Here is a 13,894-nt window from a genome sequence, read left to right on the forward strand (position 1 = left end):
TCGCATGCGAGATCCCCGGCCCTACGCCGGGGATTTTCATTTCGGCTCACTCGGTGAAAAGATCCGATCCGCCACCGAGTAGCCAAGTTCGGCCAGTGCCTCGAAGTGGCTTTGCCGAGCAGAGGCCTGCCGCCAAAAGAAGCCGATATCCCGCACCCCCTGCCAATGCTCGATCGTCAGGAGTTTGATCCCGTCCTCCTTGGCAAATTCCGATCGCACATAGAGTTCCGGGAAGAGCGAAAGCCCCATCTCGATCGAGACCATCTGGCGGATCGCGTCGAGGCTCGACCCTTCATACTCCTCGGCGAGCGTGGCACCCGACATGTCGGCGAGGCGCCTCACCTCATCCATCAAGCGATGCCCCGGACCGAGCGTGAGCAACCGCTCGCCCTTCAGCTCATCCGGCGAAATCGTGTCGAACGTAGCCAGCCGGTGCGCCTTGGGCACGCCGAGGAGGATCCGCTCCCGGCAGATCTGGAGCGAGACGAAACCGTCTTCGGAAGATGGCAGAGGTCCCAATCCACAATCCGTCTCCCCCTGCAGCACTGCCTTCTCCAACTGACGCGGCCGATCCTCGCGGATGTAGATCTTGAGCTCAGGATAGCGCTTGTGCAGCGGCGGCAGGAGATAGGGCAGGAAGTAGGGTCCAAACGAGGGTGCGACCCCCAGCCGGATGGCACCGCCGAGATTGGCTTTCGACCCTGTCGCAACCGCACGGATTTCATCGAGACCATTGAGGATGACCTTTGCGGCCGTGATCACCTCGGCGCCGACAGGCGTAGGCACGACCTGTCCGGGCATGCGATCGATCAACGTCACCCCGAGCTGCTTCTCAAGCAGCGCCACCTGCACTGAGAGCGTCGGCTGCGAGACATTGCAACGCTTTGCGGCCTCTCCGAAGTGCCCTGTCTCGCCCAGCGTGACGAGATACTCCAACTGCCGATGACTGGGTCGAAAAGGCATCGCCGAACCTCATAGAGAAAAACTATCAGTTTTATATAATCAATGAATTGGAACAATCAATCAAGGCGGGTCATATAGGTGAGGCACGAAAGGAGATCGCCATGAAGCAACTGCTCAAAGCCCTGAGAGCCCGCCATTCGATCGTCGCCGCCAAGATTGACGAGGAACAGCGCCGTCCGCAGCCTGATGGTATCAGGGTCCGCGCCTTGAAGAAGATCAAGCTGCACTTGAAGGAGCAGATCATGTTGCTCGAGCGGGGCGATGCCATGAAGACAACTGCCGCCCGGCCCAAGGCATCGAACTTCGGCAGTCCCATTCTCGCCGGACGCTGATCACGTAAGCGCTCCGTGATGGCGCAAGCGTGACCGGCGAGAACGGCCGGCGGGGCACCCTGCGCCCCGCCGGCATTAGGGGAAATGACGAGCAAACAAAAAAGCCCGGCGTGATCCACGCCGGGCTTTTGGTATCGGTCAAGCTACAGCTCTTAGTTCTTGGCGCGCTCGACGTAGGAATTGTCTTCGGTCGCGATGACGACGCGGATGCCGGCGTCGACATGCGGCGGCACCATGGTGCGGATACCGTTCGACAGGATCGCCGGCTTGTAAGACGACGATGCCGTCTGGCCCTTGACGACCGGCTCGGTCTCGACGATCTCGAGCGTCACGTGACGCGGCAGCTGGATGGCAAGTGCGACGCCTTCGTGCATGGACAGGATGCAGACCATGCCTTCCTGCAGATAGGCCTTCTGGTCGCCCATGGTTTCGACATCGACGACGACCTGGTCGTAGTTCTCAGGGTTCATGAAGTGGAAGCCTTCGCCGTCCTCGTAGAGGAACTGGTGGTTCACGTCTTCAACGAAGGCCCGCTCGACCTGCTCGGTCGTGCGCCAGCGTTCCGAAACCTTCACGCCATCGACGATGCGGCGCATGTTGACCTGGGTGACCGGCGTGCCCTTGCCCGGGTGGAAGTTTTCGGCAGTCAGCACGACGTAGAGCTTGCCGTCCACGTCGATGACATTGCCCTTGCGCACGGACGAGGCGATAATCTTGACCATTGGAATTCCTTGTATCTGCGTAAGACCCGTCGTAAAGGACGGCGGTCCCGACGGACCTCTATGAATTTCTCGGGCGCAACTAACCCAAATCCGGTAAAATAGCCAGCCCGTGTTGAGAAATGGACCGAGATTCCGGCATGATTGACAGCCGCCGATCATCCCCTCCGTGGTGGCGCGCTTCCGTGCATGCGGACCGTCGCCCTTTCCTGATCGGCCGCAATCGGATCCAGGCCGCTTTCCGGGCGCATTTCGCCGGTGACGACTTCGTGGAGGTCGACACTGCGACCCTGCAGGTTTCACCTGGCAATGAAGCCCATCTGCATGCCTTCCAAACCGAAGCGATCGGCCACGATGGATCAGCGGTGCCTCTTTACCTGCACACATCGCCGGAATTCGCCTGCAAGAAACTGCTGGCTGCCGGTGAGACCAAAATCACGTGTTTCGCCCATGTCTATCGCAATCGGGAACGCGGCCCCTTGCACCATCCAGAATTCACCATGCTGGAATGGTATCGCGTCGGCGCGAGCTATGAACGGCTGATGCAGGACTGCGCCGATCTGATCGCGCTCGCTGCGCGGACTGCGGGCACGCAGCAATTTGCCTTTGGCGGCAAGACCGTTGACCCATTCGCGGAACCGGAACGCATCTCGGTGGCCGATGCCTTCGCCCGCCACGCCGGCATCGACCTGTTGGCCACCATTGGCGCAGATGGCAGCACGGACCGAAATGCACTGCTGAAGCAGGTGCAGGCTGCCGGCATCCGAGTAGCCGATGACGATACATGGGCGGATCTCTTCAGCCGCGTCATTGTGGAGAAGGTCGAACCGAACCTCGGCAACGGCCGCGTCACCATTCTCGACCGATACCCGGTCGCAGAGGCCGCCCTTGCACGCCCCTGCGCCGACGATCCGCGCGTGGCAGAACGCTTCGAGGTTTATGCCTGCGGTGTCGAGCTCGCCAATGCCTTCGGCGAACTGACGGACCCGGCCGAACAGCGCCGCCGCTTCGATGCAGAAATGGCGGAGAAGCAGCGTGTTTACGGCGAAACCTATCCGCTCGACGAGGATTTCCTCGAAGCCTTGCAAGCCATGCCGGAAGCATCAGGGATCGCGCTTGGCTTTGACCGCCTCGTGATGCTGGCAACCGGCGCATTGAGGATCGACCAGGTGATCTGGGCGCCGGTCGCGGAGACGCATCTTGGCTGAGGCGACCACCCTGCGCAGTGTCAGCGGCCTCCTGTCCAAAGGCCTTGTTACGGCGGCTGAGGCAATGCAGCTTGATGCAGTCGCCGAGCGTTACGCCATTGCATTGACGCCGACCGTTCAGGCTTTGATTGATCCCACCGATCCTCACGATCCGATCGCCGCCCAATATGTGCCGACGGCCGCCGAACTTGTCGAACATCCCGACGAACGAGCAGACCCCATCGGCGACCATCCGCATTCTCCGGTCGAGGGCATCGTGCACCGCTATCCCGACCGCGTCCTGCTCAAGCTCGTGCATACCTGTCCGGTCTATTGTCGTTTCTGCTTCCGCCGCGAAATGGTCGGGCCGCAGGGCGACGGCAACCTATCTTCCGATGCCTTGAAGGCGGCACTCGATTACATCCGCGCCGACGAGCGGATCTGGGAAGTGATCTTCACAGGCGGCGATCCGCTGATCCTCTCGCCACGACGCCTGCGCGCGGTCATGCAGGAGCTGGCGACGATCGCCCATGTCCGGATCGTTCGCATCCACACGCGAGTTCCGGCCGTCGATCCGGCGCGCATCTCCGAAGCCTTGACCGAGGCCCTGCAGACCGGCGGCAAGACGCTCTATCTCGCACTGCATGTGAACCATGCGCGCGAACTCACGCCAGAGGTTCGTGAGGCATGCACCCGTCTGGTCGCAGCTGGCGTGCACCTGGTCAGTCAGAGCGTTCTGCTGAAAGGTGTCAACGACAATGCTGATACGCTTGCGGATCTCATGCGGGGCTTTGTCGAGATCGGCGTAAAGCCCTACTATCTCCACCATCCCGACATGGCGCCCGGCACCGGGCATTTCCGGCTCACCATCGCCGAGGGCCAGGCCATAATGCGAGACCTGCGCACCAAGCTCTCCGGCCTCTGCATTCCGCACTACATCCTCGACCTGCCGGGCGGCCATGGCAAGGTTGAGATCGGTACGGATAGCCTGCGCCAAGTTGAACCAAATCGATACATCGTGCTCGACCGCCACGGCAAAGAACACGTCTACGAGGGCTAACTCGACCCCGATTGCAGCCGAAACGGCGAAAACCGGCTCCTTTGCGCCGGCTCATGCAGCCCGTTCATTCTGATTTTACCGAAACGCTTAGCGGAAACTTTGTCTTTCCTCTGTAAGAAATCGCTCAATAGATTTCGAACGTCCGATCGGAGGGAAAACGATGAACGAAACCATTCGCACGTTGCTGGCCAAACTTGGTGGCCTCCCCGTCGCCGTCGAGACGCTTGCAGACGAAGCTGATCTTTATGCAGCCGGCCTGTCGTCCTTCGCCTCTGTCCAGCTGATGCTGGGCCTCGAAGAAGCCTTCGATATGGAGTTTCCGGACCACCTCCTGAACCGCAAGTCCTTTGCCAGCATTGCCGCCATCGAGGCGACGGTCGCGACCATCGTCGGGGACAGAAAGGTCGCCTGATGGACCTCTCCTCCACATCGATGGACAAGAGGCTGAAGGCGCGCGCCTCACGCGTCGCGGCAATCGCCGCGATGCATGCAGACGACGTCGACAAGGCTGGGCGCTTTCCGAAAGAAGCCGTGGATGCCATGAAGGCTGAGCGACTGATGGGGATCCAGATCCCCGTCGATTGCGGCGGCGAAGGTCGCTCCACCTCGGAGATCGCCGAACTCTGCACCATCATGGCCCAGGGCTGCGCTGCAAGCGCGATGATCTTCGCCATGCACCAGATCAAGGTCTCGAGCCTCGTCTCCCATGGCACTGAGGCGTCCTGGCACCGCGACTTCATGCACCGGATCTGCGCGGACCAATTCCTGCTGGGATCAGCCACCACCGAAGGCGGCATCGGCGGAAACCTGCGCAATTCGATCTGCGCCATCGAAGTTCAAGGCAATCACTGCCAGCTGGAGAAGGACGCGACCGTCATTTCCTACGGCAAACACGCCGACGCCATCCTGATCACATCACGCGCCCACAAGGACGCCCCGCCGACCGATCAGGTGATGACGGTTTTCCTGAAAGATCAGTACACGCTCGAACAGACCCATGTCTGGGATACGCTCGGCATGCGAGGCACCTGCTCCGATGGCTTCCTGTTCAAGGGCGAGGCGCCTGCAGAACAGATCCTGCCCAAGCCCTTCGCCGAGATTGCCGCCCAGTCCATGCTGGCGAGTTCCCATCTGCTCTGGAGCGCGCTCTGGTATGGCATCGCCGTGGATGCCTTCACCAAGGCCCAGACTTTCATCCGCGCTGCCGCCCGCAAGGCGCCGGGCACCCAGCCTCCAGGCCTTATTCAGCTAGCCGAGATGTCGAGCCAGCTTCAGGTGATCCGCTCCAACATCCAGTCGGGTCTCACCTCCTACGAGCAGGCCCTGAAAGATCCCGACCGTCTATCCTCCATGGGCTTTGCGGTGGCGATGAACAACGTCAAGATCGCCTCCTCCGAGATGGTCCTGCCGGTCATCCATCAGGCGCTCAGGATCTGCGGCATCATGGGCTACAAGAACGGCACGCCCTACAGCCTCGGCCGCCATCTGCGGGATGCGCATTCCGCCGAACTGATGATTTCCAACGACCGCATTCTCGGCAACACGTCGACCATGCTGCTCGTGCACAAGCAAGAAACCGGATTGTTGGGGTAACCAAATGGATATGCAGGTGAGCTTTCTGGACCGCCTCTTCGAGAGCGGCCTTCTCATCGACACGGGCGTCGATGGCCTCTATGGCCGCAGCGGTCAGTTCGAAGACGTCATCGCCGCCTTTGAGCGCCTGATCGACAAGATCGGCGGCGCCGATGGCGCAGAAGCGATACGCTTCCCGCCCGGCATGAACCGCGCCTATTTCGAAAAGAGCGGCTACATGAAGAGCTTCCCGCAGCTCGCCGGCACCGTCCATTCCTTCTGCGGCAACGACCATGACCACATGAGCCTGCTCCAGTGCATGGAAGAGGGCAAGGATTGGACGAAGGAGCAGAAGGCGACCGATATCGCGCTGACCCCAGCCGCCTGCTACCCGCTCTATCCGACCGTCGCCAAGCGCGGCCCGATCTCCATGGATGGCGGACTCTTCGACCTCCAGTCCTATTGCTTCCGCCACGAGCCGTCCAAGGATCCGGCCCGTCAGCAACTGTTCCGGATGCGCGAATATGTCTGCATGGGCACCGAAGCCCACGTCACGACCTTCCGCCAGACTTGGATGGATCGCGGCGTGGAGATGATGAAGTCGATCGGCCTCGACGTCGAGATCGACGTCGCCAACGACCCCTTCTTCGGCCGCGCCGGAAAGCTGCTTGCCAACAACCAGCGCGACCAGAACCTGAAGTTCGAGCTGCTCATCCCGGTCACCTCGCAGACCAACAAGACCGCCTGCATGAGCTTCAACTACCACCAGGACGCCTTCGGCCAGAAATGGGGCCTCTCGCTCGCCGACGGCTCCGTGGCGCACACAGCCTGCGTCGGCTTCGGCCTGGAGCGCATCGCGCTGGCGCTTTTCGCACAGCATGGTCTGGATGTTGCAGCCTGGCCGGAAGCCGTGCGCAAGACGCTCTGGGGCTGAACCCGCAATGACATCGGTCTTCCCCGGCCTCGATCCGGAAACCTACGCTTCCCATGCGCTCCACAATCAGGAGCGCATGTGGCCGGAAACCAATTGCTATGTGGATCTCTGGATCGAGGTACTGGCCGCAGCAGGCTTTACCCCGGAAGCCATGCTCGGCTTCACGCTGACCCAGGATTTCGAAGGTGACCAGTTCACCTTCTTCAAGGTGCCGCTAGAGGATCTCGAAGAGCTCTACGACATCAGGGTGACCGAGCTTGCCATCTTCGACACGGTCGAGAGCCACGTCTCCGCGCAGATTGCTCGTGGCCGCCTCTGCCTCGTCGAGATGGACAGCCACTTCATGCCCGATACGCAAGGTGTCGGCTACCGGCAGGAGCACGGCAAGACGACCGTCGGCATCAATCGGCTCGACATCGCGAACCGCGTCATGGATTATTTCCACAACGGCGGCTTCTTCCGCCTTGAGGGAGAGGATTTCGACGGCGTCTTCCAGCGCAATCTTCCTGAAGGCACCCTGCCCTTTCTCCCCTACACCGAATTCGCCAAATTCCCGAAGACACAGTCCTCGAGCGCTCACCAACGGACAACGGCGACCGCTCTTCTGCGCCGACATTTCACGCGCCGACCCGACGACAATCCGATCGCCGAATTCGCTTCCGTATTCCCGAAACAGGTCGAGGCGGTCGCCGAACGCCCCTTTGGCTATTTCCACAAATACGCCTTCAACACGCTGCGCCAGTTCGGCGCCAATTTCGAACTGCTGGCAAGCCACCTTGCCTGGCTGGACGAGAAAGCGCATGGGAACGCCATTGCCGAAGCGCTTAAGATCAGCGAATGCGCCAAGACGGTTCAGTTTCAGCTTGCCCGCGCGGTGACCCGCAAGAAATTCGATCCGCTGGCAACGGCCCTTGATCCGGCCATTGCGGCCTGGGAGCGGCTGATGGATGATCTGGGCCAGAGGCTGACGTGAGGACTGACACATGACGGGGACAATCTATCTGGGGGCGGATACACGTCCTCTGGAGCACGGCTGGACCCTCATGGTGACGGAGGCGGGGCGTTACGCTGTCCCATCAGATCTTCCCCGCACTGCATTCCACATTCGCGCTTCCGTGCCCGGAACGGCAGCCGGTGCACTGACCGATGCGAGCCTTTACGATCCCGCCAATCCAAGCCCCCTGCATGACAAGGATGTCTGGTATCTTCGCTCTCTGGCAGGGGAGACGCCCGGCTCTGCAATCCTGCGCTTCCAAGGTCTGGCGACCATCGCAGACGTCTTCGTCAACGGCGCATTGCGGCACGCAAGCGTCAGCATGTTCGAACCCCTCGATCTCGCGCTCGAGCTCTCAGGCGAAGACGAATTGGCGATCTGTTTTCGCGCGTTACAGCCCCATCTTGACCAGAAGGGCCCAAGGGCACGCTGGCGCCCACAGATGATGGATCATCAGGGACTGCGTCTCGTGCGCACCACCCTGCTCGGCCGCATGCCGGGCTGGTGTCCCGAGATCCATCCCGTTGGCCCCTACCGGCCGATTTCTCTCATTCGTCCGTCGCGCGACGCGGTCTCCGGTCTGCGCATTAAAGCCGATCTCGACGATTTCGGCACCGGACACCTGACGGTTGAACTGCAGGAACTGACGGGCGCTGAGATGGCGATCCTCTGCTGCGGCCGCACGGCCCAGCTCGAGCGGAAGCCAGACGGGCGCATGACGGCGCGACTTGAACTGCCTGCCGTGGCCGCTTGGTGGCCAAGAACCCATGGCGAGCCGACACTCCACGATGTGACGCTGGCGATAGATGGACGCATCCACCCCCTCAAACTTGTCGGCTTTCGACGGATCGAGGTGGACCACGACGAAGACGGCAAGGGTTTCGGGCTGAAGGTCAACGGCGTGCCGGTCTTCTGCCGCGGCTCCGTCTGGACCAGCGCCGACCTTCTGCCACTGTCGGGCTCCGCCGAAGCCTATGCGCCTTGGCTCGCTTTGGCCGCCGAAGCCAACATGAACATGATCCGCGTCGGCGGAACCATGACCTATGAGAGCGCCGACTTCTTCCGTCTTTGCGACCAACTGGGCATCATGGTCTGGCAGGACCTGATGTTTGCGAATTTCGATTATCCCTTCGCCGACGAGTTCTTCGCCACGCGCGCAAAGACCGAAGTGGCAAGCCTCCTCGGCGAGCTTCAGGGCCACCCCTCGCTGGTCGTTGTCGCTGGAGGCAGCGAAGTCTTCCAGCAGGGTGCCATGCTGGGGCTTCCGGACCGCATCTGGAAAGGCGCGTTCTTCACCGAGACGTTGGCTCAGCTCGTCAAGGACTACCGCCCGGACGTGGCCTACGTCCCGAACTCACCCTATGGCGGCAGCATGCCATTCGCTCCGAATGAGGGTGTCACCCACTACTACGGCGTCGGCGCCTACCAACGCCCCCTCGAAGACGCCCGACGCGCCAATGTCCGCTTTGCCGCCGAGTGCCTTGCCTTTGCGCATGTTCCGCAGCAGCGCACTCTCGACGCTCACCTGCCGGTATCCCCGGTGCATGATCCCAGATGGAAGGCGCGGGTTCCCCGTGATCGCGGCGCGTCCTGGGACTTCGAGGATGTGCGAGACCACTATCTCGGCGAACTCTATGCCGTCGAACCCGCGCGACTGCGCCGAGAAGATCCGGCCGCCTATCTCGACCACGCCCGTGCCACGACGGCGGAGGTCGTCACCGAGACCTATGCCGAATGGCGCAGGACTGGATCATCCTGCCGCGGCGCGATCACCTGGACTTTCCAGGACCTTCAGGCCGGCCCCGGCTGGGGCGTGATCGATGCAACGCGAGAGCCGAAATCCGTCTGGTATGCCTTGAAGCGGGCCTTCCGCCCGATCCAGGTGCTCCTGACGGATGAAGGAACGAATGGGCTTGATATCCACGTCATCAACGAGACCGCAGCAAGTCGAAGCGTGACGCTCGAAATTGCCTGCCTGCGCGACGGCGCTCAGCCGGTGATATCGGCAAGCCGGGCGATGTCACTGGACGGCCGATCTGCCCATCTCATCCCAGCCACCGACCTGTTCAGTGCATTTTTCGACACGACCTATGCCTATCGCTTTGGCCCACCATCACACGACGTGACGGTGGCAAGATTGATCGACAGCGAAGGATCGGTCGTATCGGAAGCATTCCATTTTCCGCTGGGCCGCCCTGCGGCGAAGCATGCCGCCCGCATCGAACACGAACTCCACAGGATCGATGGCGTTTGGTGGATTGGCCTGACGACGAACCAGTTTGCCCAATCCGTGCACCTCGATTTCGAGCATTTCCGCCCCGAGGACGACTGGTTCCACCTGGCGACCGGACGCACGAAACGGATCAGGCTCTACCCGCGCGAGGGTGCCGATCAGTCCCGACGGCCTGAAGGCACACTCCGCCATCTCGGCAGCCGCTCGATCCAGACCTTGTCTTGAGCGAGCGGTGCAGCCTCGGTGATTTGGGTGTAATCAAGTGTCGGTAGCGTGGAAAAGCTGTGCGACCACTTCTTCCCACGTCAGAATGTCGGACGTATCGATAGAGAAGTGGTCCATAACCTTCGCGCGTTCGAAGGCTTCCCGCATTGAGGTCGGATCATCGGGTTCGTAGGCACACACATTATCGCGACCGGCGGCTGCAAAACGCGGCGCCACGATCGGCAAATGGCAGTAGCTGTACTGTATCATCTTCAGGCTGGACTGACTGAGATAGTCCGCGCCGGCGCCCGGCCGATAAGGCGCAATCCCGACATCGGCGAACTTGATGAAGGGGACGATCGTCCCGAATGAAACTTCTCCATGCACCACGATATTGCCCCGGGGCTGCAGCGGCTGCGCCTTTTTCCCGAAGAGATGGAAGGTCCAGTCCGGATTGGCGACAGCCAGAGTCTCGATGAGCCCGGCGTCGAACATCATGTCACCGACGCTGATGGCGTGACGATCACCCTGATAGGGACTGACGGCAGCCTCATCGAACAGCGTCTTGCTGATCCCGTGGGGCACGAAGACGACACGATCCTGGGAGGCGAAATCGCCACGCATGGCCTCCGCCATGATCCGGATCCGGTCATAGAGCGGTAGCGTCCTGTTCAGCTCTTCGATCACGCAGGGATGCACCCGGATCGTCTCCAGCCGATCCGCGGCATGGTAGATGAACTTGGCTTTTGGCGCATGCTGGCGAAGATACCGCGTCAGCAGCGGTGAAGGCCCGCTTTCGATGACGATGTGGGAATAGTCTGACAGGCGATCGATGACTGCCTTCGGCAGAAAATGCCCGTATCGCCTGTAGATCGGCGAGACCACCGCGTTGAGCCAGCCGAAGCGCAGGTTGACCGGGTGAAACGGCGCAAACCAGACGAACTCCTCGAGCCGCTCGTCAAGGCGAAACCAGGTGTTGATGGGGCGCGTCAGGGCATGCTTGTAGCGGCCATCACGAATGAAGCGGCTGATCGGGCTGAGACGGCAGATCAGGAAATCGACGGCGGCACCTTCCGCGCGCAACTGATCCGACATGAAATGAAGGTCGACGCGGCGAGGCGCATCAGCGAAGTGATGGCCGGAAACGACCAGTATCCGCTTGGACGAGGATTTCATCACGCAAACGCCTCCTGCAGCCGCGGTCCGAGAACCTCGCGATAAAGAGCAACATGCTGATCACAGACCCCGTCCCACCCGTGCTGGGACGCTCCCGAAATCATCTGCGATCGAAGCGCAGCAGAGCTTGAGAGGCGCTGGAACGCCGCTTCGATAGCAGAAGCAGCAAGGTCGGGTCGGGAGAAATCGGTGACAACGAGGCCCTGATGTCGGGCAGCGAGTGCTTGATAGGCTTCGTTGCCGTGAAGCACAGGCACCAGCCCGGCACTCATCGCTTCGACGGCGACGAGGCCGAACCCCTCGTACTCCGAGGCCGAGACGAAAAGAGACGACTGTGCCAGGACTTTGCGCACGTCATTATTGCTAATGCCGACATGCAGACGGATGACGTTTTCAAGCCCCCGTGCCGCAATCGCCCCCCGAAGATCTGCTTCCGTCTGATCGGAAGGAGAGCCGACAATGTCGAGCTGCCAGCCAGGCGCCAAGTCTCTGAGAGCAGCCATGGTCTCGATCAGCCGGTCGAGCCGTTTGTTCACGGAGAACCGACCGATCGTCACCATCCGGCGCATCGGCGCTTCGCTGGCGAGCCCTGCAAATTTCCCGATATCCACGCCGTTTTCGATCAGGCGCACTTTAGCTCCGGCAATCGGCTCGAACATCCGCAGATCAGACTGGCTGCAACATACGAGCGCGTCGTATCCCCATCCCGAGGCACGCGTTGCCGTGCCGAACCAGAGCTTCTTGATCGCAGCGTAATTCTTCGTATGAAAAAAGCCGCCATGCGTGGTGGCGACAAGCGGCTTGCGGTGAAACGGACGCGACCAGGCGAGGGCATCGTAGAAGAAGTCGATCCCATGCACATGCACGAGATCCGCATCGGCAATGTGGCGAAACACCTCGGGCGCAACCGGATACCGGCTGCTGCCACGCCAGGGAATACGCACCACCTCCACACCGTCGATGATCTCGGACGTAGGCAAGGCGACTTCAGGCGCCTGAAACAACCGGTCGAGCGTTACCACCCGCACCGCGAAACCGCGATCGACCAGTGATCGGCTCAGATTGGACACGACGTCTTCCAGCCCACCCCGGCTCGGCGTGTATTGACGCACGATCTGCACGATCCGCGTTCCCCTGCCGAACCCTGGGACGCTCCTCGGCCGTGACGCGTTCATGCTTTCCATGCCGCACCTTCATTCTGGGTAGCAACGGTCGATTTCATGCGCTCTGCCTAACGGAAAACCGTTAAGGTCACGTTTTCACACCCGTTCTGGCCTGAGGACACGCCTGAAGTTTTCTGCACCGGCCACATGGCGACGGCGAAGATGCGCCTTCGAAAGACGCAATGGGAACGAGGTTTTGCTTTTCCTGCCCTAATCTCTGGCCATCGCAAAGGAAGGGGCTCGCACCGACGAAAGCCGTTCGCCTTTGGAGGACGATAACAATCAGCGATGCTGCACGCTTCCGATCGTGCCGGACATGCGCTAGAGACACGGCGCCCGCGCCACGCCGAGGAGATGAGAGAACCGATGACGAGCTATGTATTGACCGTATCCTGCCAGTCGACCCGCGGCATCGTCGCTGCGATCTCGGGTTATCTTGCCGAGCAGGGCTGCAACATCGTCGATAGCTCCCAGTTCGACGACCTCCACACCGGCCAGTTCTTCATGCGCGTCTCCTTCATCTCGGAGGAAGGCGCCAATGAAGCCAAGCTTGAGAAGGGTTTCCTGCCCGTCGCCGAGAAGTTCGGCATGAACTGGAACCTGCATGACGCCGCCAAGCGCATGAAGGTGCTGTTGATGGTCTCGCGCTTCGGCCACTGCCTGAACGATCTGCTCTACCGCTGGAAGATCGGCGCGCTGCCGATCGAGATCGTCGGTGTCGTCTCCAACCACTTCGACTATCAGAAGGTCGTCGTGAACCACGACATTCCTTTCCACCACATCCCGGTCACCAAGGCGAACAAGATTGAAGCCGAAGCTCGGATCATGGACCTAGTCGAGCAGACCGGCACCGAGCTGATCGTGCTTGCCCGCTACATGCAGATCCTGTCCGATCAGATGTGCCAGAAGATGTCCGGCAAGATCATCAACATCCACCACTCGTTCCTGCCCTCTTTCAAGGGCGCGAACCCCTACAAGCAGGCCTTCGAGCGCGGCGTAAAGCTGATCGGTGCGACGGCCCATTACGTCACCGCCGATCTCGACGAAGGCCCGATCATCGAGCAGGACGTCGCCCGCATCACCCATGCGCAGTCGGCAGACGATTACGTCTCGATTGGCCGCGACGTGGAGAGCCAGGTGCTGGCGCGGGCCATCCACGCCCATATCCACCATCGAACATTCATCAACGGCAACCGTACGGTCGTCTTCCCGGCAAGCCCGGGCTCCTACGCCTCCGAGCGCATGGGCTAAGGATCGCAGGGGCGTCGGAAACGGCGCCCTTTGTCTTTTCCTCCAACGGTTCTGCGGGATAGACGCCAAGCAGCGCTCTGCTAATCTCCCGTCATGATTCCCCTGG

Annotated in this window: 13 protein-coding genes; 9 read left to right on the forward strand and 4 right to left on the reverse strand. The window is 61.1% G+C overall.

Annotated elements, in window-relative coordinates:
• Window positions 1–36: 36 nt before the first annotated feature.
• Complete coding sequence (locus C0V73_RS19845; RefSeq protein WP_102021757.1) at window positions 37–963, reverse strand: hydrogen peroxide-inducible genes activator; 927 nt, start codon at window positions 961–963, stop codon at window positions 37–39.
• A gap of 101 nt (window positions 964–1,064) precedes the next feature.
• On the opposite strand from C0V73_RS19845, the gene C0V73_RS19850 reads away from it, so the two are divergent.
• On the forward strand, window positions 1,065–1,295 hold the full coding sequence (locus C0V73_RS19850) for a YdcH family protein (protein ID WP_102021758.1): 231 nt from the start codon (window positions 1,065–1,067) through the stop codon (window positions 1,293–1,295).
• A gap of 152 nt (window positions 1,296–1,447) precedes the next feature.
• On the opposite strand, the gene efp is transcribed toward C0V73_RS19850, so the two are convergent.
• The gene (gene efp, locus C0V73_RS19855) at window positions 1,448–2,017 is read right to left on the reverse strand and encodes an elongation factor P (protein WP_054148625.1); all 570 of its coding nucleotides are present in this window, start codon (window positions 2,015–2,017) and stop codon (window positions 1,448–1,450) included.
• A 137-nt stretch (window positions 2,018–2,154) separates the two neighbouring features.
• On the opposite strand from efp, the gene epmA reads away from it, so the two are divergent.
• The 7 genes from epmA (at window position 2,155) to C0V73_RS19890 (ending at window position 10,219) form a co-directional block, all read left to right on the forward strand.
• The gene (gene epmA / locus C0V73_RS19860; protein ID WP_102021984.1) at window positions 2,155–3,222 is read left to right on the forward strand and encodes an EF-P lysine aminoacylase EpmA; all 1,068 of its coding nucleotides are present in this window, start codon (window positions 2,155–2,157) and stop codon (window positions 3,220–3,222) included.
• Complete coding sequence (locus C0V73_RS19865) at window positions 3,215–4,261, forward strand: lysine-2,3-aminomutase-like protein (protein ID WP_102021759.1); 1,047 nt, start codon at window positions 3,215–3,217, stop codon at window positions 4,259–4,261. Before epmA ends, C0V73_RS19865 begins: the two co-directional genes overlap by 8 nt.
• 160 nt (window positions 4,262–4,421) lie before the next feature.
• On the forward strand, window positions 4,422–4,673 hold the full coding sequence (locus tag C0V73_RS19870; protein ID WP_102021760.1) for an acyl carrier protein: 252 nt from the start codon (window positions 4,422–4,424) through the stop codon (window positions 4,671–4,673).
• On the forward strand, window positions 4,673–5,854 hold the full coding sequence (locus C0V73_RS19875; protein ID WP_102021761.1) for an acyl-CoA dehydrogenase family protein: 1,182 nt from the start codon (window positions 4,673–4,675) through the stop codon (window positions 5,852–5,854). Before C0V73_RS19870 ends, C0V73_RS19875 begins: the two co-directional genes overlap by 1 nt.
• A gap of 4 nt (window positions 5,855–5,858) precedes the next feature.
• Complete coding sequence (locus tag C0V73_RS19880; RefSeq protein WP_102021762.1) at window positions 5,859–6,767, forward strand: amino acid--[acyl-carrier-protein] ligase; 909 nt, start codon at window positions 5,859–5,861, stop codon at window positions 6,765–6,767.
• Window positions 6,768–6,774: 7 nt separating this feature from the next.
• Complete coding sequence (locus tag C0V73_RS19885) at window positions 6,775–7,740, forward strand: DUF1839 family protein (protein ID WP_102021763.1); 966 nt, start codon at window positions 6,775–6,777, stop codon at window positions 7,738–7,740.
• A gap of 10 nt (window positions 7,741–7,750) precedes the next feature.
• Entirely contained in the window at window positions 7,751–10,219 is a 2,469-nt protein-coding gene (locus C0V73_RS19890) for a glycoside hydrolase family 2 protein (RefSeq protein ID WP_102021764.1), read from the forward strand.
• 33 nt (window positions 10,220–10,252) lie between these two features.
• On the opposite strand, the gene C0V73_RS19895 is transcribed toward C0V73_RS19890, so the two are convergent.
• Together C0V73_RS19895 and C0V73_RS19900 are read right to left on the reverse strand one after the other, a co-directional pair.
• Window positions 10,253–11,374, reverse strand: coding sequence for a hypothetical protein (locus C0V73_RS19895; protein WP_102021765.1), 1,122 nt, complete (start codon window positions 11,372–11,374; stop codon window positions 10,253–10,255).
• Window positions 11,374–12,558, reverse strand: a complete 1,185-nt coding sequence (locus C0V73_RS19900; protein WP_102021766.1) for a glycosyltransferase family 4 protein — start codon at window positions 12,556–12,558, stop codon at window positions 11,374–11,376. The genes C0V73_RS19895 and C0V73_RS19900 overlap by 1 nt, the downstream gene beginning before the upstream one ends.
• 345 nt (window positions 12,559–12,903) lie before the next feature.
• On the opposite strand from C0V73_RS19900, the gene purU reads away from it, so the two are divergent.
• Complete coding sequence (gene purU, locus C0V73_RS19905; RefSeq protein ID WP_102021767.1) at window positions 12,904–13,788, forward strand: formyltetrahydrofolate deformylase; 885 nt, start codon at window positions 12,904–12,906, stop codon at window positions 13,786–13,788.
• The last annotated feature ends 106 nt before the right edge of the window (window positions 13,789–13,894 follow it).

The sequence above is a fragment of the Rhizobium sp. TH135 genome, from assembly GCF_002855515.1.
Taxonomy (GTDB): Bacteria; Pseudomonadota; Alphaproteobacteria; order Rhizobiales; family Rhizobiaceae; genus Allorhizobium.